The sequence below is a fragment of the Streptomyces sp. NPDC050448 genome (assembly GCF_040655295.1).
Taxonomy (GTDB): domain Bacteria; phylum Actinomycetota; class Actinomycetes; order Streptomycetales; family Streptomycetaceae; genus Streptomyces.
The window spans coordinates 1-25,828 of the sequence record NZ_JBFAJR010000062.1 but is presented as its reverse complement, the minus strand read 5'-3'; the positions used below and the strand labels follow the sequence as shown (position 1 = coordinate 25,828).

Sequence of the window (25,828 nt, the reverse complement as noted above, 5' to 3'; positions counted from 1 at the left end):
TGTGTGAGCCGCCCCGCAGAGTAGGTCGGAGGAATTCTTTGACCTGGTGTTCTCCGGGAGGTTCCCGGGGAGGGCGTACTTCAAATAAACCCTGCCGGGGAACGTGCGTCACGCCACTCGAATACGTGGCTTGACGCCGAGAAACGACCTTGATATAAGGTCGGCAGGTCCGGGCCAAGCCGAGTTTTTTGCTCCGGTGTGGATCGGCCCGCTCGCGGCGTCATATCCGGGGCCGACAGGGGCACGGGGGCCGCACCAGGCCGAGGGCCTGCGGCGCCTCTCAGCCGCCTCGCGGGCCGGACCGGTGATCCTCGGCCGAGACCGTCCTGCTCTTGTGTCGTGTCGGCCGCGCCAGGATGGCGACGCCCCTGCCGTTGACGACCTTCGTTCTCGAGCGCAGGCCGCCTCCCAGTGCGGCGATGGCCGCGCGGTGCTGCGCCGACCGAGGACGCGACCGGCTGGAACCCCCGATCATGTGTACCCCGGCCACAAGCCGTTCGTGCCCAGAGGCGGCTGACGGCCGTCCTGGAGCGGTTCTTCCTGCGAAGCGATGACAGGGACCTCGTTCTCACGACCGTGGTCCCCGTCATCACGCACATGCGCCTACCCCGGGCGCCGGCGGCCGCAGGCGTGACCCGGTCCGCGTGCGCTCATCCCAGGGTGAAGAGGAAGTTGACGGAGTTGTAGTAGTCGGGCAGGTGCACCATGGGCGAGCCGGGACGCGGGGGGTCGGCCTTCGGCCAGTTCCTCGGGCCCAGCAGATGGGCGGAGTAGTCGCTCTGCGGGACCCGTGGCACGAACCAGAGCCGGAAGGCGCCGGAGGGTGTGACCGGCTGGAACCTCCAGAGCTGCGTTGCGCGGCCCGCTTCGGACTGGCAGGTACGGAGGGTGACGTCGACGAGGTTTCCGCCGGCGGTGGTTCCGTCGAGGCAGGTACCGGTGCCCGTGTTCCGGAGTTGGTAGGTGTCCTGACCGGCCGGCAGGCGCTGCCAGCCCTGGCCGGCGCTTCCGGTGCACTGCTGGAGCTGCAACGGTCCGTCAGAACCGTTGTCGGCGAGGCCGACGCACAGCCCCGAGCCGGTATTGACCAGGGGGAGGCCGGCAGGACCGACCGAGGGCGAGGCCGAGGCCGACGTGGTGGTGACGCGGGCCGGCGTGGGGGTGACGGGGGCCGGCGTGGCGGTGGCGGAAGCCGACGGGGACGCGGCGATGGGCACGAGCGGTGTCACCGAGTCCGCCGGGATCGGGCTCGCGCCTACGGGGGTGGGGGCGGGTGCGGCCTGCCCGGGCCGGCCGTCGCCCGGCAGCAGGACGAACGCGGTCATCGTCGTACCCGCAACGGCCGCCGCCGTCACGGACCATTTCGCGGCTCCGAAGCGCGCCGCAGCCAGCTTGAGTCCCCCCAGCTTGAGCCAGCCCAGCTTGCACGCTGCCAGGTGGGCACTGTGTCCGCCGACGGACGACAGGAAGGTTTCGGGGTTCCACAGCAGGATTCCGGCCGGCAGCAGCGCGCCCAGGCGGCTGTTGACGTCGCGCATGTCGCGCTCGGCCCGGGTGCAGTCGGCGCACGCCTGAAGATGGCGGCCCAGATCCCGGGTGACGCGCTTGCCCGGCCGGCGGAGCGAGGCGGCGAGCTGACCCCCGTAGTGCCGGCACTCCTCGCTCGCGCTCTGGTCCAAGTGGGCGCGCAAGTACGCCTCGCGCAGGCCTTCCCGGGCACGCGCCGCCAGTGAGCCGACGCCCCCCGCCGATATCCCGAGGCGTCGGGCGGTTTCGGTCGGGGGCTCGTGCTCGACGACCGCGTGCCACAGCACCGCCTGCCAGCGCTCCGGCAGCGACCGGTACGCCCGCAGGACCAGCGATCCCTCCTCCGCCGACAGGACGGCACCCTCGACATCCTGGCCGTCGGACAGGTCGCCGGCCCATTGCTCGAAGTCGTCCGACAACTGCGTCCGGGCACCGCGGCGCACCCAGTCGATTGCCACCCGCCGCACGCACGTCAGCAGGTACGGCCGCCACGCGTGCTCGGGTCCGGCCCCCCAGGCGACCGCTCGGTAGGTGCGGGCGAAGGCCTCGGCCGCGAGGTCGTGTGCGGTGGACACGTCCCGGCAGCACGTACGGGCGTAGGCGAGGACGGCGGAATGGTGACGGGCGAACACCTCGCCCATCACGTCGCTGACATCGGGTTCCGACGTCGAGTTGTGCTCGCGCAGCAGTGCACAGAGCTGCGCGTCGCTGAGGCTGTGGAGATCCTGCCGGCGGGCAGTTCCCGATGTGCTCAACCTTACTCCCGTTGGCTTGCTGGTGGCCGGCACGTGAATGCCAGGCAGGTATGCAGTGGGGGTGCGACGCTGCGCCCGGCCGGAATTCGCGCAAGTGTGCACGCTCCCAGGGCCTGCGGGCAAACAGTCCCCTCGGCAACACGTCCGGCTCGCGGTAGCGGTCGGCCGGACCTGACGCGACTTCAGTAAAGGCCTGGCAAACTCGCAGGACCGTGCCGCGGATGCGCGGTCTCCCGGCACACCAACGACAGGCCAGGAGGCGCGAGTGCCGCACACAGGGGACCTCATCCGTTTCGCTCGTCACAGCCGTGGCGAGTGTGTCGACTGCCGCCCGGGCGACGTGGTCTCCCGTACCGGCGGGAGGTGATGCGGGCTACTGATGGACCGTCACCTCCCGGGCCGCGCCGGATGATTTCTCCGCCGTCGGCCGGACTCCGTCCGGGAGTGCGCTTCCCCCCGCCCTTACGCACCGCCGACCGCGGCGCGGTGTGGCGCGGTGCGGTGCGGTGCGCGGTCGGGCTGTGGCTCGCAGGGACGAGAGTGGCTCGACTTGACTGATCCGGTGGTCGGTTGCGCGGTAGTCGCCGTGTGGGGGCGGGGTTCCTGCCAGCATGGCGATCATGACTGAGAGTGCATCTGTACCTATGGTCCGCAAGGTGTTCGACGGCCGGAATGACCCCGACAACCCGGTGTTGGTGCGTGAAGAGGGCGGAGCGCCCCAGGGCGACGCGGCGGTGGACGCTGCCTTCGACGCCCTCGGTGTCGCCTGGGACTTCTTCCGCTCGGTGTACGGCCGCAACTCGATGGACGGCAGAGGAGGTCCGGTGGAGGCGGTCGTCCACACCCGGGACCCGGGCGCGGCCCGGCAAGGGCCGCGCATCCTGCTGGGTGACGGTGACAACGGTGGCTCCGGCCCGGACGGCGCCCTGGCCGTGGAAGTGGTCGCCGCCCGGTTCATGGCCGGTGTCATCCACCACACCGCCGAACTGGAGTCGTACGGTCAACCCGGCGCGCTCGCCATCTCGTTGGGGAACGTCTTCGGTCTCCTGGCCAAGCAGTACAGCCGCAAGGAAACGGTGCAGGAAGCGGACTGGCTGCTCGGCAAGGGCCTCCTGTCCTCCGACGGACCCGCGGGCTCCCTCAAGGACCCCGCCCGGTTCCACCAGTCGTCCCACATGACCGACTACGACGAGGCCTCCGGCGACGACGGAGGCGTCCACACCAACGCAGGGATCCCCAACCACGCGTTCTACCTGGTCGCGACCGAGCTGGGCGGCCACGCCTGGGAGCAGGCCGGTCGCATCTGGTACAAGGCGCTGATGGAATACGCCTCCAGGACCACCAACTTCTCCGCCTTCCGCCACGCAACCATCGGCGCCGCCCGTGACCTGGGCCTGCCGACGGACGTGGTGGCCAAGGCGTGGAGTGCGGTCGGCGTGGAGCGCTGACCGCCCGGTGCCACAGTGTGCGCGCCGCGGCCCCGACCGCTGGGTGCGGCGGCCGGGGCCCCGCCGAGTCCGCTGGTGAGGTGTCCGGCGGTGTCGATGCCGGGAGGTGCGCCGGTGGCGTGCACCTCCCTGGCCGTCCCTCGATGGAGTGGCGGGGTGTGCTGCGCTCTGTGCGCGCAGGGGTGCCGCGGAATGAATCGTCTCGTCCATCAATCGGCGGTGCCCTTGCACCGCACGCACGAGCGGAGTCGGCCGTGGCACCTGTAGTGAACGGCATTTACACCATCAGCAAGCCCCGGGAGCAGCTGCTCACGCTGCAGGAGCCAAAGGATCCCGCGGTCCTGCTTCCGCCCACGAGGTGAAACCCCGGGTCGGTGCCGGCCGGCCCGGGGTCTGCCTCCTGAACGCGACGGGCACGCCCGGTGCGGGGCGCCCTGGTGCCCGTACGCGCGGTGACCGTCGCGCGCACCCCCGCCGGCGGCTGATCCGGACGGGGGTGCGGCGTGCGCGCAGCGGACCGCCGAGCTCAGAGCCCGGCGACCTTGGCGCTCGCCGACAGCTCGTAGACCAGAGTGACCGTGCGGCGGCCGCCGGGCGGGAGCGCGATGTCCCAGCGGGCGATGCCTTCGGCGTCGACCACGTCGGGCGCCGGAGAGCAGGCTTCCTTGCGCAGGCGTACCTCCACCGCCGATACCTCGGAGACCGGGATCCGCTCGCGGAGGACAACCACGCGTTCGTCGTGCTCCCCGGGGGCGGAGAACCGGGAGAGGTGCAGCCGGATCGTGCGGGTGACCACGGTCCGCTGCATGATTCCGGTGGAATCGCGGGACTCCTGGGCCTGCCGGACCACCCGGTGGTCATCGCAGCTGCCGAAGGCGAGCTCGACGGGGGTGCCGGGGGCGGTGAAGTCCAGCGTGCCGCGGCCGCTGAATCCGCTCCCGCGAACCAGGTCCACGGGCCCGGCGAGCAGCACATGGCCGGACAGGTTGTCGAACCGCACCACCTGGGTGACCAGTGGCGACGCCTCGGGCGAGCAGGCGTACTCGCTGGTCGCAGCCGTGGTGAAGACGGAGAGCGGCACCCGGTGGGCGCGGCCGTCTCCCGGCACGGAGACCGGCGCGGGGGAGCTCAGCACCCGCGCCTCGCCGCCGTCGTCCACCCCTGGCAGGCCGAGTACCGGGGCCGGCCCGAGGTTCCCGATCTCCTCCTCGCGCAGCTCGACGTCGACCGTGCGGCGCTCCGCGGCGGTGCGGTCCTTGAGTGTCAGTCGGTCCTCGCCCAGCCACGGTGGATCGGTGGCCAGCGCCGACCGGGCCGTCGACAACGTCAGCCGTACGTCCGACCAGTCCTCGCCGGTGCGCTGCCAGATCATCGCGTCGGTTTCCAGCGTCAGGCAGTCCCCGTCGAGCACGGCCCGGTAGGCGGGCCGCCACAGCGCGCACGGGGTGAGGTGGCTCAGACGCAGCCCGGCCGGCCCGGCGACCGCGGCCTCCACGGTCAGCTCGATGTGGCCGACCAGCTCGGCGGGCTCCTCCTCGGAGAGGGCCATGGCCTGCTGGACCTCCCCGAGTTCGGCATCGAGCGCGGCCAGCCGGGCCTCCGCGGCGCGGAGTTGCTCGCCGTGCGCGTCGCGCTCGGTGTCCACCCGGTCCAGTTCGCGGGACCAGCGGGGCCCTTCGGTCTCCCCGGAGCCGGCACCCTCGCCGATCTCTCGCAGAAGATCGGCGGCGAGGCGGCCGAGCAGGTCCAGGCGGGCGTGCAGCCGATCCCGGTGCTGCTCCAGGGTGAGCCGCTCCGCTTCGAGGGTGTGCACGCGGTGACGCAGCGCGGAGTCGTGGTCGGTGGACGGCAGCGGCCCGCGTGGTGTCCAGGTGCGGACGATCCGCATGTCGAGCACGGTTGCGGGGTGATCGGCGGTCAGCTCGGCATGGAGGGTACGGTCGACTGCCAGTGCGCTGACCGGCCCGAGACGCAGCCGCTGTACTCCGGCCTCGAGGTCGAGCACGACGGCGCGCTCGATGTGGGCGCGATCCTCCAGGCAGGTGACGGCGGTGACGGGGAGGGCGATGGGCTTGGAGGCCGTGGACATGACGTGTCAGCTCCTGCGGTTGCCGCCGACCAGACCCTTGCCGGCCGGTATGCGGATCTCGTAGCCGCCGTCGAGGGCGGCGGTGCTGCCGGCGGGCAGGTCCACCCGCCAGACGCGGGTTCCCGGTGCGTGGTGCTCGGGCCCCGCGCCCTCCTCGGGTGCCGTCCAGTCGGCCCGTTCCTCGATCCGGACGTCCGGTTCGGTGGTGACCGGCACTCGCTCGCGGACCTCGACGGTGACGGGCCTCGCGAGCCGGTTGGCCAGCTCCACGTGGACGCGGTGGTCGAGCACGGTGGTGTTGTTGCGCAGGCCCGAGGTGGACTCGTGCAGGTTCGTACGGCGGGTGACCCGGATGCCCTCGGCCGACCCGAGCCCCACCCGGCGGACACCGCCCGGGGCGAGGGTGGGCAGTGCGGCGGTCAGCAGGAAGTCGCCGTCGACGGTGACCTCCACCGGGCCGGCCAGCAGAGCCTGGTCCGTGGCGTTGGAGAGCACCAGCGTCGCGTACACGGTCTGCTCCACGGACGGCACGCAGAGGTACTCGGTGCGCAGACCGACCGGGATCTCGCCGACGGTGACGGTGTGCCAGGTGCCGTCCGACGGAACGTCGGCGCGGGCGGTGGCGTCGAAGCGGTGGTCGAAGGAGCCCGCCGACTCGCGGGGACGCACCGCGTGTCCGGGCAGCGGCAGCGCGGCCACCGCTTCGGCGCGGAGGCGGTACTGGGCCGCCACCGGGTCGAAGGGAGAGTCGGGAAACAGCCTGCCCCTGCGACCGCCCTGCTCGTCGGGGCCGCACAGGACGAGGGCGGCGTAGTCGAGTTCGGCCCCGCTGGGCTGCGGCGGACCGGCAGCCGGTGCCGGTACCGGTGCTGGAGTCGGAGCCGTCGCGGCCCCGCCAGGAGCCGCGGGCATCATGGCGGCGGCGGGCGTGATGGACCTGCCACCGGCAGGTTGCCTGCCGCCCGGTTGTGGCCGGGCCGGCTGCGCGAAGGCGGGCGGTGCGCCGCCGAAGACATCCGGGGAGGCGCTGACTGCGCCGCTGGGCGCCGGGAGCGCAGCGGGCGGCCCACCGTAGCCCTGCGGTGCCGGCGGCGGCGGTGGCGGCGGAACGGGACCGGGCGCGGAGCCGGCCACGGCCACCGCAGATGTGGCGGTCGTGGCCGGGCGGGGGCCGGCCGCCTGGTACCCGGTGAACAGGTCGGCGAGCCCCGCCGGAGGCTCGCGCCAGCCAGACGGCGCGGGGGCGGGCTGTCGGCGTCCGATCCGGATCGAGCGGAGCCTGGGCAGGTCGGTGCGGCGCCGGAGGTCGGCGGTGGCCAGGGCGATGCGGACGCCGGTCCAGTCCTCCCCGGTGCGCTGGGCGACCGAGGCGCGCAGCACCAGACGGCCGGTGCCGTCGCCCTGACGGTGGGTGAGACGGTAGGCCGGCACCCAGACGGCGCCCGGCACCCCGTACTCCAGCTCCAACTGCAGATCCAGATCCAGATCCAGATCCAGATCCAGATCCAGATCCGGCTCTGCGTCACCGGGGCCGTCGAGGGTCAGGATCGCGGAGACCGTGGTCTCCACGTGCGCTGACGGTGCATCGCTGGAGGCGCGGGCGAGCCTGTCCGCGGCGACGTCGAGCTCGTGCTCGATGCGGAGCACCGCCTCCTCCAGCTCGACGAGGCGGGTGTGCAGTCCCGTCAACCGCTCGTCGACGAATTCGGCGAGCTCCAGCCACGCGTCGACCGGGGTGCGGCGGTGTCGGTCCTCACGCCTGCGCGCCGGCGGCACCGGGTGCAGAACCCTGACCTCCTCGATGAGGCCCCGCTGCCGGTCCCGGCGTCCCTGCGCCGCCGCGTACGCGTCGCGCAGTCGCTCGACCTCGCGCCGCAACTCGTGGGGCGTGCCGGTGCCCAGCGGCTCGGCATCGACCTCCACCCGGGCCTCGGTGACGCGCACCCCGGGGGCGCCCAGGACACGGGCCCGCAGGGAGCCCGGGTCCAACGAGCGGGGCAGTCCCGTCACCCGCAGCCGGCCGTCCGGCGGCATGCTGCCGCGGGCCAGCCGGCGGCAGACCGCGCCCTGCGCGTACACCACGACCGAATCGAGGGTCGATCCCCACCTCTGCGTTGTCCCTGCCGTCATGTGCCCTGCCCCCGCCCCTGCCCGCCGCGTCCGTACTGGGCGAAGCCTACGGCCCTGCCGCTCGGTCACGCAGAGGGCCCGCGTCTCGCCGGGCGGGTCCTCTGTCGCGACGGGGGTTCACGGGCCACACTGAGGGATTCGGGGCAGAACGTCCCCGTCACGAGGAGGTGGTGGGGTGTTGTCGGAGATTCCTGCGGAGCAGCCCGTTCCGGTCGTGCGGCCCGAGGTGTGGGAGACGTACGGGCCGGCCGATCTCAGTGCCGCGCCGGTGTTCGCCGGAGGGTTCATCAACTTCGGCTACTGGCAGGCAGTCGATCTCGAACAGCCTCTGTCGCAGGGTGACCGGATCCGCAGCGAGCAGGACCTCTACCGGCACGTACTCGACGCGGTCCGCCCCGAGGGCGGCCGGGCCGTCGAGATCGGCTGCGGACTCGGCCTCGGGTGCGCCCTCGCCCTCGAGGAGTACGGGCCTGCGGCGATCACCGGGGTGGACATCCACCCCCAGCAGCTCCAGCGGGCCCGTGAAGCGAACTCCCCGCTCCTCGAAGCGCAGCCGCGACGGCTGCGCTTCGTACTCGGGGCGGCGGAGAGCCTGCCACTCGGCGACGCGGAGTTCGACTGCCTGTACAGCGTCGAGGCGGCCCAGCACTTCCCGGACCTGCCCGCGTTCGCTCGCGAGGCGGCGCGGGTCGTGCGCCCTGGCGGGCGAGTGGCGGTCACCAGTTTCTTCAGCGTCGACGGGGCGCCCGCGCCCGCGGAGCGGCTTGCGGGGCTGCTCGACTCGTTCGCCAGCGGCCTGGACATCGCCCGGCCCGTTTCCCGGCTCGACGACGCCCTCGCCGACGCCGGTTTCCGCGACGTCCAGGTCGCCTCGATCGGTCCGCAGGTCTGGCCCGGTTGGGACCGCTGGCTCGCGCGCCTCTGGGAGCCGGGCACCTGGCCCCGGAACTTCCTGACTGCCTGGGAACAGCAGATCTTGGACTACTACCTCGTCACCGCCACCCGCCCGTAGTTCCCTGCGGGGCCCGGCTGCGCGAGCACGGCCCGCAGCCCGCAGCCGGCCGTTGGCGTTGCGCCACGCGTGGGAGCCCCCGCTCCCACTCGGACAGGAGAGGGGCTCCACGGGATCAGAACCGGCTCGGCACTCGCTGGTGAACCGCGTGGTTGCGGGCCGCGGTGTTGGTGTTGGACGTGCAGTGCACGTGGCCAAGCATCGGAAGGCGTTCTTGGTCACGCTCGCGACGGCCCGTTCCTTGTACTCGCTGCCGCTGAGGTGGAAGCAACGGCCGTTGGCCCACACCGCGACCGAATCGGGCCGATGGCCGACCCGGAGCGGCTCGTCCCATCGACGTCACGCTCCAGGAGCAATTTCCCACAGCCGACATCACTCGAACGAATCGTCTACCACCGCGATGCCGAACACTCCTGCTGGGGCGGAACGCGCTTCAGGCGCCGGAGAATGGGCAGTTGATCCCCATGACGCCCTGCTCTACCGCAGTGTGTTCCTCCGCGGGTCGAAGCAGGCGGGAGCGTCCGGTACCGCTCAAACTCACACACCTCACAGGTCACGTGGGTAGAGTCCGCACGCAACACCTTCTAATTCGAGGAGCCCTCATGGCTGCGCAGGAGATTCCCACCCTCAAGTCCCAGTACGCGGAGAAGGTCACCACCGACCTCGAGCTGAACACCGCAGAGCAGGAGCGCATCCGAGAGGAGATCGCCTCCCTGCAGGATCGCCTGACCGGTCTGGAGCAGGACCACGAGCTCCTCATCGGGATGCGGACGGCCCTCGGTGACACCACGACCGCGGTGCCCGGCCCGCGCACCGGCAAGAAGACCGTGACATCTGCGGGGAAGACGGCGGCGACGAGGACCGCGACCACCACCGACGCGAAGAAGAAGACCGCCAGGAAGGCAACTGCCGTGAAGGCCGCGGCGAAGAAGCCGGTGGCGCAGAAGGCCGCCGCGTCCAAGGAGAAGCCGGTCCCGTTGACGGAGCTGATCCACCATCACCTGAGCGGTCAGACGGAGCCGAAGACGGCCCGCGAGATCGCCCGGGCCCTGGCGGCCGTACACCCGGACCGCAACCTCAGCGACAACCTGGTGCGCACGACCACCGAGCGCCTGGTGGCCCGCAGCCTGGCGGAGCGCGCCAAGCAGGGCTCCACCGTCTACTACACGGCAGTCCAGCACAACGACACGGCCGGCGACGCGGCCCCGGCCGCCGCCGACAAGGCACCGGTCCAGACCGAGAGGGAGCCGGCGCCGGCCACCGCCTGACCGGACCTGACCGGGCCGGGCCGGGGGAATGGTCACCACCCGCGACCGCTGACCCTCGTCGACGAGGTCCACGTGTTCGGCTCCTGCGCCCGGGGCGCAGCGGAGCCGCACCACGTGGACGTCGCGGTTCGCCACCGCCGGGACAGGCCAATATTGCGCTTGCCCCTGCCCCCTGTGCCATCAGCAGGAAGCACCGCGCCCATCACCCGGCAGATCCATCACCGCCGCATGGGCCTCCTTCACCCTCGGGGGGTGATGCGGCGAACCAATGACCGCTCGTATGTTCAAAGGGTCAAGGAGCCACCTGACCGTCGGCGCTCTGGCGGTCCTGGCAGCGGTCAGGCCGTGGGCCCGCGTGGGCCCGCGTGCTCGACGCGTCGTGGCTTTCCTGCCTGCTCACCACCGCCGGCATCTCCATCACCCACAGTGGTCGACGCGATGTCAGGACCGCGCAGGCGTTCTCCCGGGAAGGTGGTCCATCATGTGCCGGTGGCTCGCGTATTCGGGCTCCCCTATTGTCATAGAAACGATCCTGTACAAGCCCGCACACTCCCTGATCGATCAGGGCCTCCACTCCCGTCTCGGTGTCGAGACGACCAACGGCGACGGATTCGGCATCGGCTGGTACGCGGAGGGCGTGAGCAACACCACCCCTGCGGTAGTACGCGACGTCGGCCCGGTGTGGAGCAACCGCAACCTGCGGGAGATCGCGCAGCACGTCAGAACCCCGCTGCTCTTCGCCCACATACGCGCCTCGACGGGCACACCGGTGCAGCAGACGAATTGCCACCCCTTCCGCCACGGCCGCTGGATGTGGATGCACAACGGCTCCATCGCCGAGTTCCACACACTGCGAAGGGAGCTCAGCCTGGCCGTGGCCCCCGAGTTCTATGCAGACCTCGAGGGATCCACGGACTCCGAGGTGATGTTCTTCCTCGCACTGACCTTCGGGCTGGCCACCGACCCTCCGGGCGCGGTGGCCCGGATGGCGGGCCTGGTGGAGAGCACGGGCCACGCGCACGGCATCGCTGCGCCCCTGCAGATGACCGTCGCCGTGACCGACGGGTCGGCGGTCTGGGCCTTTCGCTACGCCAGCGAGGGTGTCGCCCGGTCCTTGTACTACAGCACCAGGGTCGACTCGCTGCGCGCGCTGCACCCCGACATTCCCATCCTGCGCGAGGTGTCGGATGAGACCCGCCTCGTCGTATCCGAGCCGTTGGGCGATCTGCCGGGGGCTTGGAACGAGGTACCTGAACACAGCTACGGTGTAGTGAGGGCAGGAGCGGACGAACTTCGCCCGTTCACCCCCATTCCGGTGTGACGCCCCCGCCCTCGGCGGGCAGCAGCAGGGCACGGAGGAGACGGCCCGTCTACCAGGTGCGGCCGGCAATGACATCGATGGCAGGTCGAGGCGCCTTTCCGAGCAGCCGGCGCAGTTCGCTGCCGGTGCGGTCCATGAATCCGGCGGCGATCGAGGAGCACGTGCCGAGGAACATGGGCACCTGGAAGGGTTCGGCACCGGACGCGGTCAGGCGCGCGCGGGCCTGGACCAGGGTCTCGGGCTCGTAGGTGATGTGCGGGCCGTGGGCCTTCGCCAGGTCGGCGCCGCCTATGGCGTGCTCGCCGACGAGTTCGTACGTCCGTCCCACGTGGGCCTGCGCACGGAGGACCACCTCGGCGGCGGCTTCCGCGAGGTCCGCGCGGGCGACGGCGGCCAGGCGGCCGTCCCCCAGAGGAGCGGTCAGCCTGCCGTCCGCAGACGGGGCGGCGAGCGATCCCAGCAGTTCCGCGTACAGGCCATTGCGCAGGATCGTCCAGTCCGCCGTGCTCGCGCGCAGCCGGCGCTCGGTCCAGCGGTGGGCGAGGGCGTAGGGCAGGTGGTCACCGTCTCCGCTCAAGCTCGTGTAGACGATGTGCCGCACACCGGCTTTCTCCGCCGCGTGGATGGCGGCGCCGTGCCGGGCGATGACGGTGTCGTCCTCGCCGTAGCCTGCGGAGATCAGCAGCAGCACGTCCGTGCCCGCGAAGCCCTCGGCGAGGGTGTCCGGGGCGTCGAAGTCGATGTGCCGGACGGGCAGCGGCACTTGAACGCGCTCGGGATCGCGTGTCCCGAGGACCACGTCGGCACGGCCTGCCAGCTGCTCGGCAACGAGGGTGCCCAGGGCGCCGGTGGCGCCGGCGATGAGGATCAACGGTCTCTCCCACAGGGGTAGGTTCTCTTCAGTAACCTGGATCATCCTGCGGTCGGGCGCCGCGGTGCGTAAGGAGGCACTTTCATGTCAGCAGGGCACACGGAGGTAACCACCAGGCCCGTCGTCAGCTGCGGCGGAGAGGAGGGGCACGAGGACTGCGGAATCCGCGACGTTCTCGACCGGATCGGCGACAAGTGGTCCGTTCTCGTCGTCGTCGAGCTGGCGCAGGGCATGCGGCGCTTCCGCCAGTTGCAGCGCGCCGTTCAGGGTATCTCCCAGCGCATGCTGACGCTCACCGTGCGGCGGCTGGAACGCGACGGACTGCTCACCCGAACCGTCCGCCCGACCGTTCCGCCACAGGTCGAGTACGCCCTGACGCCGATGGGCCACAGCCTGACCCACCTCGTGAGGGCCCTCGCCGACTGGTCGGCGCAGCACCGCGACGCCATCGCCCGGGCCCGTCAGGAGTGGGACGAGACGAACCCCGGCTCGGGAATCCACTGACGCGGGCATCCACCGGCCAGGTGATCGGTTACACCAGCACCCCGGAGAAGAACATCGCCCCCAAAAGGGCATACTGGATGAGGCAAAATACCAAAAGCGGTACCTGAATCCATCGGGACATGTTTTTGATCAGTATGAGTCCGGCGAACATCTGTGCATGGTTGCGATACCACGACATCTCCGCGCCGGCGAAGAACGGCAGCAAGAAAATTGCTGCCGTCAAAATCAAGGCGGCCCATTCCTCGGTGTCGAGCCGGTGATTTCGGATCAGCTGAAATGCTGCCGCCGCCACGATGAGCAGTATGAAGGCAATATTCAGCCAGAACTGGGACCTGTGCGCGGCGAGGCTGTGCTCCACCAGCCATGGCAGGTGTCCCTCGGGCCTGTACCAGTCGCTGAACGGGAAATCGTAGGCCTTCCTCATCTCGTCGAAGGGCTGGCGTAGGCCGCCTTGCTTGTAACTCGACTCCTGGATGGTCTCGTACGCGTCCCAGCGGCCCGTCGCCTGCCACATCGTCCATGTGGCCCAGAGCACCCCGCAGCTGGCGATAGCCGCTGACAACCCGGCCTTCGCGAACCGTATCGGCCACGTGTCTCTCTGCCACGCGAAGAACGCGCTCAACAGCAGCATGCCGACAGCGGCCGCGCCGACAAGATGACAGGAGGCCGCCAGGAAGCCACCAGCAGCAGCGATGCCCCAGGAACCGCGCTTCACTCCGACGATGCATACGAGTAACGCCAACGTTCCGATGGCGATCGGGAACATCGCATGGAGGTAGATACCGCCCGGGAAAACCGCGCCGATGGCGAGGGTGAGGCCGGTGCCCCAGGTGAGCCGGGCGCCGAGCAACCACCACAACACCGCGAACATGCCGAACAGGGATGCTTCGGTGACGACAACGGCGGAAATCTCGTAGGAAAGTCCGGTGGCGGAAACCGCCCGCACCGACATGGGGTACCCGGGAAACCAGGCGACATTTCCGCACATGACATCGGGAAAGTTCGCGTAACGATCCCGGCACCAAAACATCTCGTAGCCGGTCTTGGCGATGGAAAGGTAGTGTTCAGAATCCCAGCGGCGACGGCCCGCTGTGGACCAATAGGACACTTTCGATCCGTCGCCGGCAACAGATGCGCTCGCGACCAGCCAGGTGATGAGGTTCGTGATCAGCCATGCGACGGCTGGCGGCAGCAGGCTGTGACGCCCATCGCGGCGCGAGGGGCGGGTAGGTTCCGCCAGTGCTGAGTCAGGAATGATGTCGATCGCCGGCTGACCACCGTCAGCGCTCGGCACGCCGGCCCTTCTGCTCATGCGGGAGCGCACGGACAGGGGGAATTCGATCATCTGCGGCTCCGCGATCGCCTCGTCGGTGAGCTCGATGGACCGCAACATGTGCAGCATCGCCCGGTCCGGTCCGGTCCGGTGCCGTGCCGTACTTCACGATCAGTTTGGCCAATACCTGAATGAGCTGCACCTGGAAGCCTCGTCCGGCGTCTCACGGGTGACGGGGCTGCCGGCCACCGGTCACCCGCCCGGCCGGCCACTGGTCCGCACCCCAGGACACCGGCGCGGCCGGCGGGCGCCGAGACGGCTGCCGCACACGGCGGCGACCGCGAAAAGCGCCCCGATCCTGCGTTGCTTCCCGGGGCGCCAGGCCCTGCTGCTGCCGGCCTGGGGCGCCGAATGGGCCGTCCGGGGCAAGAAGGCGGTCATACGCATGACCTACCCTGGACAGGAAACGGAGATCCGGGGGCCGAGCGCAAAGGAAGAGCGCGTCCATGGGCATCACCACCAATTCCGTACGTCGTCGGCGGGCGGGATCCGCCGTGGCGGCGGCCGTCCTCGGCCTTGTGGCGGCAGCCGCCACACCGGCCCTCGCCGCCACGGACGGCCCGGCGGGCCACTCTCCGGCCACCTCCGGGTCCTCCCGGGGCGGCACCCCGATCCCGCTGGGGATCTCCAGGCTGGCCCAGGGCTCGGGCCACGACATCGCCATCACCATCGACGACGGTCCGGACCCCCGCTGGACTCCAGAGGTCCTGAAGGTGCTGAGGCAGAACCACGTCAAGGCCACCTTCTGCATGATCGGGACCAGCGCGCAGAAGTACCCGGGTCTGGTGCGCGAGGTCGCCGCCGAGGGCCACCAGCTGTGCGACCACTCCGTCGACCACGACGTGACGATGGACCACAAGCCCGTTGCCTACCAGCGGCAGCAGATCGTGGACGCCAAGGCCATGATCGAGAAGGCCGCGCCGGGTGTCGCCGTCAACTACTACCGTGCGCCGGGCGGCGCCTTCACCCCCGACAGCCGTGCGATAGCCACCGCGAGCGGGATGCGGCCTCTCGGCTGGAGCGTGGACCCCAAGGACTGGAGCCGACCGGGCCTGCCGGCGCTCGTCACCGCCTTGGAGGGCAAGCTTCCCCAGCAGCCGACCGTCCTCTTCCATGACGGCGGCGGCGACCGCAGCGAGACGGTCGCGGCGCTCAAGAAGTACCTGCCCTGGCTCACCGCGCAGGGCTACACCTTCACGTTTCCCGTCCGTACCGCCCCGTAAAGCCTCCGCCCCCAGGGAGGCGCAGCGCCCGGCCCCGGGCGGGCCTCGCTCCGGCGACCGCGTGCGCAACGCCCGGCATTCCCTCTGAGCGGGCACCGCCCCGGCTCCGGGTCCGCGGCTGCGCCTTCGGGGCCCGTCTCCTGTGAAGCACCCACCCGAGCGACCCCGGCCGGCTACGGAACGCGCCGGCTCCCCACCCGGCCGACCGGGGCGGCCGCCCACTCGCGGCCGCCGAGTCCGACGCGGGGGCGCCGGGACCGGGTGCTCGTCTCCACCAAGGCCGGCCTGCCCACGAGTGACGGCCCCGGCGACGCGGGCACCTCGCGATCCCGACTGATCACTTCCGTCGACAACGCCCTGCGCCGCCTCGACACCGACTACATCGACCTCTTCCAGCTGCACGCCTTCGACGCCGGCACCCCTGTGGAGGAGGTGCTGTCCACGCTGGACGACCTGGTCAGGGCCGCCGACTACGGTCCGCCGGTGGAGGACGAACACCTCTACCGCGTGGTCGACGTCCTGGACGAGATCGCGCGGGAAACCGGGAGGGCGATCCCGTAGATCGCCCTCCGATGGCTGTTGCAGAGGCCGACCGGGTCCTCCGTCATCGTCGGTGCCCGCAACGAGGAACAGCTGCGCCAGAACCTCGGAGCCGTGGGCTGGACGCTCACCCCCGAGCAGATGGCGAAGCTCGACGAGGCGAGCAGCCGGACGGCCCCCTACCCCTACTTCCCGTACCGGCGGCAGGAGGGCTTCGCCCGTCTCAACCCGCCGGTGGTCTAGCTGTATTGCCTCGGGAGGTTGTGTTGCGGATCAGCGGCCCGGCCGTGGTCTTCCGGGAGAGCGCCTCCTCCTCGGCGCCGTAGCCTCCGGCCACCGCCGAGTGCACCCGGAGCTCCTCCAGCTTCGCGGCGGGGTACCTGACATTCTCCGGCCTCGTGCGGGCGCCTCCCGGCGCGCGTTTCAGATCATGGGTAAGGCGTTCGGCGTACGAACGCCAGTGCACATCCTCGCCCCTCCCAGGAGGACACTTCCATGGTCACCAGACGACGCCTGCTCGTTGGCACCCTGGCCACGACGGGCGCGGGCCTGATCACCGGTGCCGGGCTGCTGCCCATGCTGCACACCGGCACCGCGCAGGCCGCCGACGACGGGGGGCAGGTGGCCGTGCCGCCGCCGTTCACGGTGAAACTGCCACAACTGCCGGTCCTCACCCCGTACTCCACGCAGGGCGGGCGGGACGCCTACCGCATCACCGTCAAGGAGGTCTCCCGGGAGATCCTTCCCGGGGTGCAGACCAAGGTACTGACCTACGACGGCCACTTCCCGGGGCCGGTGCTGCGGGCGCGCAGCGGCCGGCAGGTGACCATCCGGCACCGGAACACCCTGGACATGCCGATCGCCGTGCACCTGCACGGCGGGAGCGTCGCCCCGGAGAACGACGGCGCCCCGATGGACACCGTCGCCCCGGACACGGCGCGCACGTACACCTACCCGAACCAGCAGCCGAATGCCACGCTGTGGTTCCACGACCACGCCCACCACATGGAGGCCGAGCACGTCTACCGGGGCCTGTCGGCGGCGTACATCCTGACCGACGACACCGAGCGCGCCCTACCGCTGCCCTCCGGCCAGTACGAGATACCCATCGCGCTGCGAGACGCCCACTTCGACGGGAACGGACAACTGGTCTACGCGATGGACGACTTCCGGGGCCGCACCACGTTGCTCGCCAACGGCCGCCCGAGCCCGTACCTGGAGGTCGCCGCCCGCAAGTACCGCTTCCGCTTGCTCAACACCTCCAACCTGCGCTTCTTCAAGCTGCGTCTCGCCGACGGCGGGCAGCTGGTGCAGATCGGCTCCGACGGCGGCCTGCTGGAGCGCCCGTTCACCACCGACACGGTCTCGCTGTCCCCGGCGGAACGCGCCGACGTGGTCATCGACTTCTCCCGCTACCCCGTCGGCACGAAGATCGTCCTGGAGAACACGCTGGGCCAGGGCGCTCCCGACCCGGTGGTCAACGTGCTCCGGTTCGACGTGGTCCGCACGGCCCCCGACCCGAGCCGGGTCCCGGACGTACTGCGCACCCTGCCATCGGTGGACGCCCTGCCGAAGCCCGAGGTCGAGCGGCACATCGCCCTCAGCATGGACGAGGACGGGCGCGCTGAGCCGCGCGGGCTGATCGACGGGCGGCAGTGGGATCCGGACCGGATCGACCAGACGGTCACGTTCGGGACCTCGGAGATCTGGACGGTGACCAATGCCAACAAGTTCATCCCGCACAACTTCCACATGCACCTGGTCCAGTTCCGGGTGCTGGAGCGCAACGGCCTCCCGGCCGGACCGGCCGAGGCGGGCCTGAAGGACACGGTCCAGCTCTTCCCCGGCGAGACGGTGAAGCTGCACGCCACCTTCACCGCGTACCGGGGCACGTACGTCTACCACTGCCACCTGCTGGACCACTCGGCGATGGGCATGATGGCCAACTTCGAGGTCCGCTAGACAGGTTGCGGGGCCGGTACCCTCGGCCTTCGCGGGCGGCCGGCTCAGGGAGCACCGCGGGCCGGGTGATCGGGCCGTCGTTGACGCCCAGGTCGGTGCGCATCACCGCGCGGAGCTCCTGCCCGCGGCTCCAGGGTTCCTGTAGCCCGTCGTGTATCTCCTGGAAGGAGCCGCCCGGCACCGGGGGCCTCCATCGCCTGCCGGCCCTCGGCTGTGACCTCTCCCTTGTGCACCAGCCACAGGAAGTTCATCAGCTCGACCCGGTGGCGGCGGTACGCGGCGTTGGCCGCCACGTAACAGTCGCGCCGCCGGTCCTCCTCGGCGACCTGCCGCTGGTGGAGTCGCTCGGCGTGGTCCGGGGGTCAATCCTGGGCGACTGCGGACAGGCGCGGCCCGACGCCGTCGTCGCGGCGACGGAAGGTCGCACGGTAGTCCCTCGGCCGTCGGCCGGTGTGTCTGGCGAAGAGGGCGCTGAACGTGCCGGGGTCGCGGTACCCGACGTCGGCGGCGATGCTCGCGACGGTCCTGTCGGTCGTCTCCAGCAGGTGCCGGGCTCTGCGCACCCGAGCCGATTGCAGGTACGCGAGCGGCGTCTCGCCGGCCTCGTCGCCGAAGCGACGGAGCATGGTCCGCGTGCTCACACCGAAGGCCCGGGCGAGGCCGGGCAGGTCGTAGCGGGCCCCGACGTTCTGGTCCAGCCACCGCTTGACGCCGGCCGAGAAGCCCCTGCCCATCGCGGGCAGCAGCCCCGAGTCGACGTAGGGGGCCTGTGTGGAGCGTGCGTCGTCGACGAGGGCGATCCGCGCGGTGCTGCGGGCGATGTGGGGGCCGTCGTGTTCGCGGACGAGGCGCAGCGCGAAGTCGAACATTGCGGTGAAAGCCGCTGTGGTCGTCACGCCGCGGTCCGTCACGACCAACTCTTGTGAGCGGACACGTACATCGGCGTACCGACGGGCCAACCGGTCGGCGAACAACCAGGACGTCGTCGCTTCGCGCCCCTGGAGCAGGCCGGCTTCGGCGAGGAGGAAGGCGCCGACGCAGATCGACACGACGGCGGTGCCCGAGGCCGCTTGCGCTCGGATCGTTGTCGTCTCCGGCCGCAGGTTCGCGAGCGTCGCATCGAGATCCAGCGTGGGCGAGGATTCGAAGCCCGGAACGATCAGAACGTCCGCCGGGCGAACCGCCGAGACGTCGACGGCCGAGCCGCCGGACGCGATCACCCGCCGCCTGGGAGAGACGATCGACGTCTCGTAGGACGGCTGGGCCGCCCCTTGTGCTGCGGCGACATGGGTGGCCATGGTCAACAGGTCGGGGATTCCGTACACCTCCGACGCGAAGCAGCCGGGGTAGGCCAGCACACTGACCCGCAGCGGATTCATACGGCTCCTCCAACGCCCAACGGGTGGCGCTATCACCGTGATACATGGCGATACCGCCGCTTCTCAGGGGCACAGCCTCTCGTCATCATCTTGGTCATGACAACCATGCGAGGGCAGTGCGACCCCTTGGACGACTTCTCGCGGAGAGCCGTCAGCGTCGATGACGTGAGCAAGACCGTGTACGTCGCCGGGGCAGGGCCGGCCGTCATCCTGATGCCCGAGATGCCGGGCATCAGCCCCGACGTCGCGCGGTTGGCACGGTGGGTACGCGATGCCGGCTTCTGCGTGTACGTGCCTTCGCTCTTCGGCGTCGACGGTGCCTATCCGCTCGCCGAGGCGGCCGAGACCATCGTCCGGCGGGCCTGTGTCAGTGCCGAGTTCCGGGCGTTCGCCGGTGGCGGCACCAGCCCGGTCGTTTCATGGCTGCGAGGCCTCGCCCGCATCGCGCACGCCGAACGGGGCGGGCCCGGCGTCGGCGCCGTGGGGCTGTGCTTCACCGGCAACTTCGCCTTGACCATGGCGCTCGAACCCGCGGTCATCGCACCGGTGGTCAACCATCCCTCGCTTCCCCTCGACGACCCCGGCGGTCTGGAGATCGGCGACGAAGACGCTGCCGCTGTGGCGGAACGCGTCGCGCGAGACGGATTGAAGGTTCTCGCCTACCGCTTCGACAACGACAAGTGGTGCACCGGGCAGCGGTTCGCGGCCTACCGGGCGCTGCTCGGCGATGCATTCGACGGCCGTGTCCTGCCGAGTGGCGTGGCGAACACGAACCCTCCGCCGTTCTTCCGTGACGTCGTCGGGTGCGCCCACAGCGTCGTGACGGCACATCTCGTCGACCAGGAGGGTCACCCGACCGTGCAGGCCCGCGACGAGATCCTCGCCTTCCTGGCCGGGCGGCTCGGGGCGCGACCGGCGTGATGTTCCCGTACCCGGTGTGGCGTGGGGCCGGGCGCACCGGGCGCACATCCTGCCCACGGCGGGGCGCTCGACCGCGTGCCGGAAGGTTTTGGGAGGGCGGCCGCATCAGGCGGAAATGGATCGCCCGGGCGGCCTGTTGTACCGGGACGTGTCTCATGATCTCAAGCGGTCCGACCGGATCCACCCCCTGCTGGCCAGCCGGTTCAGCCCCTACAAGTTCGACCCGTCGGGCCTCGTCGACGACGACGCCCTCCATCTGCTCCTTGAAGCCGCCAGGTGGTCACCGTCGGCCGGGAACTCCCAACCGTGGGGGTTCCTTCCCACCAGGCCGGGCGAGCCGGACCACGAGCGGGTGCTGCGTCATCTCGCGCCCAGCTCCGGCCGGTGGGCGGGAGACGCAGGTCTGCTCATCGTTGCCCTGACCCGCCGCCACGTCGACGACGCCCAGACCGTCTACTCAGAGTTCGCCGACTACGACCTCGGACAGGCTGTGGCCCACCTCAGCATCCAGGCCCAGGCCATGGGACTGGCAACCCACCAGTTTCGGGCCTTCGACCTCGAAGCCCTCACCGAGGAGCTTCGGCCGAACCCCGGATGGTCGATCGTTTCCATGATCGCGGTGGGTGAGGCGGCCGACGAACCCCCGGTGGTGCGGGAGCGGCGCAGCACTGCCGACCTCCGTGCAGCGCCCTGGTCGACGCCGGCGTAGGAGGTGCAGTACCCGAGGGCCCGCTTCGCGGTGGTCTGAGACTAGAAGGCCGAGTGGGTGAACCAGTGGGCGAGCAGGTCCGGGTCACCGAGGAGGCGGAAGGCATCGCTCCGGCGGTCCAGGCGGCCGTAGAGGAGCAGGAGCAGGTCCGAGGCCGTTCCCCGGACCGTGGCGTCCGCCGCACGGGGCTCGGCGCTCGCGGCCACCAGCGCGAAGCCGTCGGGGCGCAGGCCGACCAGCCAGTCGCCGTCGCCGTCCGTGCAGCTGAAGCGAATGGTCCGGTCAGGGGCTCGCAGTTGGGCGGTCAGCGGCGCGAAGGAGGAGGCGAACGGCAGGTTGGTGAGGAACTCGTCGATGCCGTCGACCGCCAGTGCGCGGTCGACGTGCGGTGAGATCCCGAGTGCGAGTTCGGCGTCGGCCCGGTGGACGAGGGTCTCGAAGAGCATGCGCCGGACCCAGAACCGGGCGTGCTGGTCGACTCCCCAGGCCCACATCGGTGCGTCCAGGTCGGTGGCGGCGAACACCTCGGCGGCCTCCGCGGCGCTCGCGGCCAGCCAGTCCGGGAGGCCGTCGGGCTGCTCCGGCAGGCGCAGGTCCACCTCACGGCTGGTCGGCGGCTGCTGGATGCGCCGGCGAAGCAGCTCGGTGAACCAGCGGTGCACGCTGCCGACGTGCTGCGTGAGGTCGGCGAGAGTCCAGCCGGGGCAGGTCGGCACCGGGGTGGAGAGGTCGGCTGCCTTGACCGCGGCGACGAATCCGGTGGCCTCGGCCACGACGGCCGCTCCGTGCTGGGCGGGGTTCATGTCTGTGCCCTTCCTGATGGCGCTGCCCCAGGCGGCGAGCGAGGATGCTTAAGGAAATAGATGATTGAAGTCCTTAAGTAATGGAGAAGGTAATTCGCAAGCGCTGAGGATGTCAACTTCCGGTTCCGCGTCAGCCGGGTGTGACCGGGGCGGCGGGACGCTGCGAGAGAGTCCGCAAAGACCGGCACGGATAATGGCACCACCCCGGGCTGCCCCCCACGAGAACAGCCCTGCACCGATCCGAGAGACGAAGAACCGATGACGCTGAAAGTAGGCCAGCGGGTGAAACTGGCCGCGGACACCAGGCTGACCGATTGGGTCGCGATGACGGGGGACTCCTCAACGTCGCCGGGGGCAGTCGCCGGGTCCCTGTCCCTGGCGGCAGGCACCGAGGGCACCGTCGAGCGGGTGGACGAACACGAGCATCAGAGCCAAGAGGCTCGCGAGTACGAGCGGCTCAAGTCGCTTCTCGACACCTTCGGCCATGAGATGCCCACGGAGAGCAGGAGGCAGCTCGAAGAGAAGGTCGGCTCCCTGGAACCCGAGTGGATCGCCTACCGGGAGCAGCGGCTCCGTGTAACGGTCCGCGTCCGCCTCGACCTCGGGTTCATCCTCGACGACACACAAGAAGACGTCTTCGCGCCCGCCTGACCAGCCCCGCCCGCGCACCGGCCGAGGGACCTCGGCGCGGGACCGGCGGCGGCTCACCCGCCGCTGCCGTCGGCGAAGATCTCGCCCGACGGACCGGTCAGGCCATGCGGCCGCCGAGGGCCGTTACGGCGGCCACCATCCGGTCCCAGAACAGGCCGGTCTCCAGTGTGAGCGCAACCTGTGCGTTCACCGGTCGGTCCACGTACCGGTGCAGATCCACGACGGTGGCGCCCCGCGTGTACCGGCCCTGCAGCTCGATGACGACATTCGCGTCCACGCAGTGCACGATGTTCGGGTCGATCACCCGGGCGACCGCGACCGGATCGTGCAGCGGCGGGTCCTGGAACCCCCACAGCGTGCGATAGGAGGACGCGAAGAAGGTCAGCAGCTCGGCGCAGACATGTCCCAGGTCGGTGCCCAGGTGCTCGAAGCGGGCGACGATCTCGGGAGTGGCTAGCGCTTGGTGTGTGACGTTCAGGCCGCACATGGTGAGCGGAACACCACTGCGGAAGACGATGTCCGCGGCTTCCGGGTCGGCTTGGATGTTGAACTCTGCGGCCGGGGTCCGGTTGCCCCGTTCCGTCGAGCCGCCCATGAGGACGATCTCCCGGATGCGGGTGGCGACACCGGGATGGCGGGTCAGCAGCAGCGCGATGTTGGTCAGCGGCGCCGTGGGGACGAGGGTCACCGGCTCCGGGTGTTCCGTCAGGATCCGGTACATGAGGTCCACCGCGTGCTCGGCGACCACGTCCACCGTGGGTTCCGGGAACCGTGGCCCGTCGAGGCCGGATACGCCGTGCACGTCGTCCGCCACGTTCAGCGACTGGACCAGCGGTCGCGCGCAGCCGGCTGCGATGGGCACATCGGTGATGCCCGCGACCGTACAGACCCGGCGCGCGTTCAGCGTGGTCTTCGCGAGCGTCTGATTGCCCGCGACGGTGGTGATGGCCAGCAGGTCGACCGCGGGGTCACCCGCCGCAAGCATGATCGCGAGGGCGTCGTCGTGCCCGGGGTCGCAGTCGATGATGATCGGTACGGGCACGCACTCTCCTGCCGGGTCGCTGATCTTGCCATTGTGTCGCTCCGGCACCCGCGTGGCCAGCAGACTTTCGGACCACGTGGGGGAACTCCCGGGCAGCGCATCCGGTTGACCCCACTGCGCAACGCGGGCCCCGTACCGGTAGCTTGGTGATCATGGTGGACTGGGGCATTCGGCCGGCGTCGGCGTCGGACGTCGAGGCCGTGGCAGAGCTGCGTGCCGTGGTGCTGCGGGCGGATCTCGAGCGCCTCGGGCGGTACGACGAGCGGCGGGTGCGGCAGCGGCTGCGGGACGGATTCGACCCGGAGCACACCTGGGTGATCGAGGTGGACGGTGCGTTCGCCGGCTGCGTGGCGTTGCGACCGGCCGAGGACGCCCAGTGGCTGGAGCACTTCTACCTGGCCCCGCGTCTTCAACGCAGCGGCATCGGTTCGGACGTGCTGCGCGGGCTGCTGGAGCGGTGCGATGGCAGCGGTGTCCCCGTCCGGTTGAACGTCCTGCAGGGCAGCCCGGCCCGCCGGCTGTACGAGCGGCACGGGTTCACAGCGGAGACCCAGGACCCCGTGGACGTGTTCATGGTGCGCTACCCGGCCCGGGAAGTCGTCTCGCTCACGGCTGTCCCACCGCCCGGCTCTCGGCGCATCGGCGAGTCCGCTCCCCGCGCCGGCGGGCATGAATCCGGCCCTCCGTCATAGGGCCATGGGGCTGTGTGCGGGCCACGCTGCGGCGGGGGTGGTGTGAACACGAAGCGCCGGACCCGCGGGAAGAGCCCGGCGCGGCCGGACCACGCTCGGCGGACCGGGTCGTCCGTCACGGGGTGTCCGGGCCGTCGGAGTCGAGCAGTGCGTGCCGGTGGGCGAGGTAGCCGAGCTGGAAGCGGCTCGTAGCCCCCAGCCGGCGCATGATGTCGGAGACGTGGCGCTGGCACGTGCGCACCGAGATGCCGAGGGCCCGGGCCGTGGCGCGATCGTCGTCGCCCTGGACCAGGTGCAGGAGTATGGATCGTTTCGTCTGGTCCGCGATGTCCTGGACGAACGCCTTCTCGCGCGGTTTGTTCATACGGTCGCCCGTGGCCCACAGGGAATCGAACATCTCGGCGGCGAAGGCGACCACGTCCGGACTCCGCACGAGCAGCGCTCCGCCCGCCGCGTCCTGGAGCGGCAGGACGAGGAGGACCCGGTCGAAGAGGATGCAACTGGTCAGGTCGCCGGTGACCGTTCGGGTCTCGGCTCCCAGCTCCGCCAGCTCCGTCGCATGCCGTACGGTCGCCGGGTCGAAGCGGGCCGAGTGCTGGTACAGCGTGCGCAGTTGGACGCCGCGTGTCAGCAGATCCTGGTTCCGGTCGCGGGCTCGGCCCAGTTCGGCGGCAGGCTGGGGGCCGCCCGGCTGGGCGCTGATCACCTCCTGGGTGCATTCGATGGCCTGCTGGTCGAGCATCTGGTGCACCTCGTCGGCCGACTCGATCCGCTCCAGCGGCGGCCCCTGGAGGGTGCGCTGCCGGGCCGCGTGGACGAGCGCGAGCTCCGCCAGTTGTCCGCGCATGCGCAACAGGTCGAGCTGGGCGCCCTGGACCCGGTCTTCCCAGCGTTTGAGCAACTGTCCCGATACGTCAGTGGGGTTGGCGGCTGCGAAGCGGTCGACACCGACCTGCTGGACGAGACCGGTGGCGAGCAGGGTGTCAAGGGTCCGGACGGTCGCGCCGGAGTCGGCGCGGTCCAGTAACTGGCCCCAGTGCAGCGGCCCCTGCTCAGCGAATTCGCGATAAAGGTCGATCTCTGCGGAGGTGAGCTCCCCGGGCTGGTCACGGTTCTGCGGGCGTCGCAGTTCGTCTAGGTCCATGTCGATGCCTTCTCGTTCGCGTCCGTCGCGATCGCGATCGTAGAGGGCTCGGTGCGGCTGCACCCCGGTCGACAACGTGTATCGGACATGTTTTACCTGTGTGGGAGGCCACCCGGCGTCCGGGCCATATCCGCATGACGTGAGGGGATTTGAGAGTAAGAGTGGGGCATTTCGTCAGATGTGGTGCACGTTCAGGTTGGCCGGGAAGTCCGACGTGAGCGGCTGGAAATTGCTGAAAGAACTTGCTGTCGTCTTCCGGACAGTCGAGAACACGACGGTCCGGTCCCCTTGGCGGGTGGCCGCGGCCACTCGATCCTGGAGGGGAGGCACGCTCCGCTTCGTGGACGCCTGCCGTGCAAGAAGGGCGCTCAGACGTGAACACCAGACCACCGGCGGGCCTTGTGGTGGCCGTTTCGGTCAGTCGTCTGCCGGGTGTACCACTTCGACGCCGTGGTCGCGTAGTTCTTTGACTGTGGGGGAGTTGTCGGGTGCGTCGGTGACGAT

General features: G+C 70.5%; 20 protein-coding genes and 1 pseudogene. 12 read left to right on the top strand and 9 right to left on the bottom strand.

Going from position 1 to position 25,828, the window contains the following annotated elements; all coding sequences use genetic code 11:
* Positions 1 to 650: 650 nt before the first annotated feature.
* On the bottom strand, positions 651 to 2,282 hold the full coding sequence (locus tag AB0I68_RS37070) for a sigma-70 family RNA polymerase sigma factor (protein ID WP_363181824.1): 1,632 nt from the start codon (positions 2,280 to 2,282) through the stop codon (positions 651 to 653).
* A gap of 656 nt (positions 2,283 to 2,938) precedes the next feature.
* Here AB0I68_RS37070 and AB0I68_RS37065 point away from each other — a divergent pair.
* Positions 2,939 to 3,730 carry a M4 family metallopeptidase gene (locus tag AB0I68_RS37065; protein WP_363181823.1) on the top strand — a complete coding sequence of 264 codons (792 nt, stop codon included), beginning with the start codon at positions 2,939 to 2,941 and terminating at the stop codon, positions 3,728 to 3,730.
* A 526-nt stretch (positions 3,731 to 4,256) separates the two neighbouring features.
* Here the strand turns inward: AB0I68_RS37065 and AB0I68_RS37060 are convergent.
* Together AB0I68_RS37060 and AB0I68_RS37055 are read right to left on the bottom strand one after the other, a co-directional pair.
* Positions 4,257 to 5,819, bottom strand: coding sequence for a mucoidy inhibitor MuiA family protein (locus AB0I68_RS37060; RefSeq protein ID WP_363181821.1), 1,563 nt, complete (start codon positions 5,817 to 5,819; stop codon positions 4,257 to 4,259).
* A 6-nt stretch (positions 5,820 to 5,825) separates the two neighbouring features.
* Positions 5,826 to 7,949 carry a DUF4139 domain-containing protein gene (locus AB0I68_RS37055; protein WP_363181820.1) on the bottom strand — a complete coding sequence of 708 codons (2,124 nt, stop codon included), beginning with the start codon at positions 7,947 to 7,949 and terminating at the stop codon, positions 5,826 to 5,828.
* Positions 7,950 to 8,127: 178 nt separating this feature from the next.
* Between AB0I68_RS37055 and AB0I68_RS37050 the strand changes: the two genes are divergently transcribed.
* The 3 genes from AB0I68_RS37050 to AB0I68_RS37040 all read left to right on the top strand — a co-directional run bounded on the left by AB0I68_RS37050 (position 8,128) and on the right by AB0I68_RS37040 (position 11,550).
* Entirely contained in the window at positions 8,128 to 8,961 is an 834-nt protein-coding gene (locus AB0I68_RS37050; RefSeq protein WP_363181818.1) for a class I SAM-dependent methyltransferase, read from the top strand.
* Positions 8,962 to 9,563: 602 nt separating this feature from the next.
* A complete protein-coding gene (locus tag AB0I68_RS37045; RefSeq protein WP_363181817.1) occupies positions 9,564 to 10,229 on the top strand; it encodes a hypothetical protein in 666 nt (221 codons plus the stop codon).
* Positions 10,230 to 10,710: 481 nt separating this feature from the next.
* Positions 10,711 to 11,550: a class II glutamine amidotransferase gene (locus tag AB0I68_RS37040; protein ID WP_363181816.1), complete on the top strand. Its 840-nt coding sequence runs from the start codon at positions 10,711 to 10,713 to the stop codon at positions 11,548 to 11,550.
* Positions 11,551 to 11,599: 49 nt separating this feature from the next.
* Here AB0I68_RS37040 and AB0I68_RS37035 read toward each other — a convergent pair whose 3' ends face one another.
* Complete coding sequence (locus tag AB0I68_RS37035) at positions 11,600 to 12,421, bottom strand: NAD(P)H-binding protein (protein WP_363181815.1); 822 nt, start codon at positions 12,419 to 12,421, stop codon at positions 11,600 to 11,602.
* An 84-nt stretch (positions 12,422 to 12,505) separates the two neighbouring features.
* Between AB0I68_RS37035 and AB0I68_RS37030 the strand changes: the two genes are divergently transcribed.
* Entirely contained in the window at positions 12,506 to 12,925 is a 420-nt protein-coding gene (locus AB0I68_RS37030) for a helix-turn-helix domain-containing protein (RefSeq protein WP_363181814.1), read from the top strand.
* A gap of 28 nt (positions 12,926 to 12,953) precedes the next feature.
* Here AB0I68_RS37030 and AB0I68_RS37025 read toward each other — a convergent pair whose 3' ends face one another.
* Positions 12,954 to 14,327, bottom strand: a complete 1,374-nt coding sequence (locus tag AB0I68_RS37025; protein ID WP_363181813.1) for a hypothetical protein — start codon at positions 14,325 to 14,327, stop codon at positions 12,954 to 12,956.
* A 377-nt stretch (positions 14,328 to 14,704) separates the two neighbouring features.
* On the opposite strand from AB0I68_RS37025, the gene AB0I68_RS37020 reads away from it, so the two are divergent.
* The 3 genes and pseudogenes from AB0I68_RS37020 (at position 14,705) to AB0I68_RS37010 (ending at position 17,983) form a co-directional block, all read left to right on the top strand.
* A complete protein-coding gene (locus tag AB0I68_RS37020) occupies positions 14,705 to 15,481 on the top strand; it encodes a polysaccharide deacetylase family protein (protein ID WP_363181811.1) in 777 nt (258 codons plus the stop codon).
* A gap of 243 nt (positions 15,482 to 15,724) precedes the next feature.
* Positions 15,725 to 16,264, top strand: a pseudogene (locus AB0I68_RS37015) (aldo/keto reductase); the annotation flags it as partial.
* A 252-nt stretch (positions 16,265 to 16,516) separates the two neighbouring features.
* Positions 16,517 to 17,983: a multicopper oxidase domain-containing protein gene (locus AB0I68_RS37010; protein WP_363181809.1), complete on the top strand. Its 1,467-nt coding sequence runs from the start codon at positions 16,517 to 16,519 to the stop codon at positions 17,981 to 17,983.
* A gap of 362 nt (positions 17,984 to 18,345) precedes the next feature.
* On the opposite strand, the gene AB0I68_RS37005 is transcribed toward AB0I68_RS37010, so the two are convergent.
* The gene (locus tag AB0I68_RS37005; protein WP_363181808.1) at positions 18,346 to 19,362 is read right to left on the bottom strand and encodes a helix-turn-helix domain-containing protein; all 1,017 of its coding nucleotides are present in this window, start codon (positions 19,360 to 19,362) and stop codon (positions 18,346 to 18,348) included.
* A gap of 96 nt (positions 19,363 to 19,458) precedes the next feature.
* Here AB0I68_RS37005 and AB0I68_RS37000 point away from each other — a divergent pair, with 96 nt between their 5' ends.
* Together AB0I68_RS37000 and AB0I68_RS36995 are read left to right on the top strand one after the other, a co-directional pair.
* On the top strand, positions 19,459 to 20,283 hold the full coding sequence (locus tag AB0I68_RS37000; RefSeq protein ID WP_363181807.1) for a dienelactone hydrolase family protein: 825 nt from the start codon (positions 19,459 to 19,461) through the stop codon (positions 20,281 to 20,283).
* Between the two features lie 148 nt (positions 20,284 to 20,431).
* Complete coding sequence (locus AB0I68_RS36995; RefSeq protein WP_363181806.1) at positions 20,432 to 20,992, top strand: nitroreductase family protein; 561 nt, start codon at positions 20,432 to 20,434, stop codon at positions 20,990 to 20,992.
* Between the two features lie 41 nt (positions 20,993 to 21,033).
* On the opposite strand, the gene AB0I68_RS36990 is transcribed toward AB0I68_RS36995, so the two are convergent.
* Positions 21,034 to 21,795, bottom strand: coding sequence for a maleylpyruvate isomerase family mycothiol-dependent enzyme (locus AB0I68_RS36990; protein ID WP_363181805.1), 762 nt, complete (start codon positions 21,793 to 21,795; stop codon positions 21,034 to 21,036).
* Positions 21,796 to 22,053: 258 nt separating this feature from the next.
* On the opposite strand from AB0I68_RS36990, the gene AB0I68_RS36985 reads away from it, so the two are divergent.
* Complete coding sequence (locus AB0I68_RS36985; RefSeq protein WP_363181804.1) at positions 22,054 to 22,446, top strand: hypothetical protein; 393 nt, start codon at positions 22,054 to 22,056, stop codon at positions 22,444 to 22,446.
* 97 nt (positions 22,447 to 22,543) lie between these two features.
* Here the strand turns inward: AB0I68_RS36985 and AB0I68_RS36980 are convergent, their stop codons facing one another.
* A complete protein-coding gene (locus AB0I68_RS36980; RefSeq protein ID WP_363181803.1) occupies positions 22,544 to 23,488 on the bottom strand; it encodes a nucleoside hydrolase in 945 nt (314 codons plus the stop codon).
* A gap of 152 nt (positions 23,489 to 23,640) precedes the next feature.
* On the opposite strand from AB0I68_RS36980, the gene AB0I68_RS36975 reads away from it, so the two are divergent.
* A complete protein-coding gene (locus tag AB0I68_RS36975) occupies positions 23,641 to 24,180 on the top strand; it encodes a GNAT family N-acetyltransferase (protein ID WP_363181802.1) in 540 nt (179 codons plus the stop codon).
* A gap of 115 nt (positions 24,181 to 24,295) precedes the next feature.
* Here AB0I68_RS36975 and AB0I68_RS36970 read toward each other — a convergent pair whose 3' ends face one another.
* Entirely contained in the window at positions 24,296 to 25,324 is a 1,029-nt protein-coding gene (locus tag AB0I68_RS36970) for a helix-turn-helix transcriptional regulator (RefSeq protein WP_363181801.1), read from the bottom strand.
* Positions 25,325 to 25,828 lie beyond the last annotated feature (504 nt).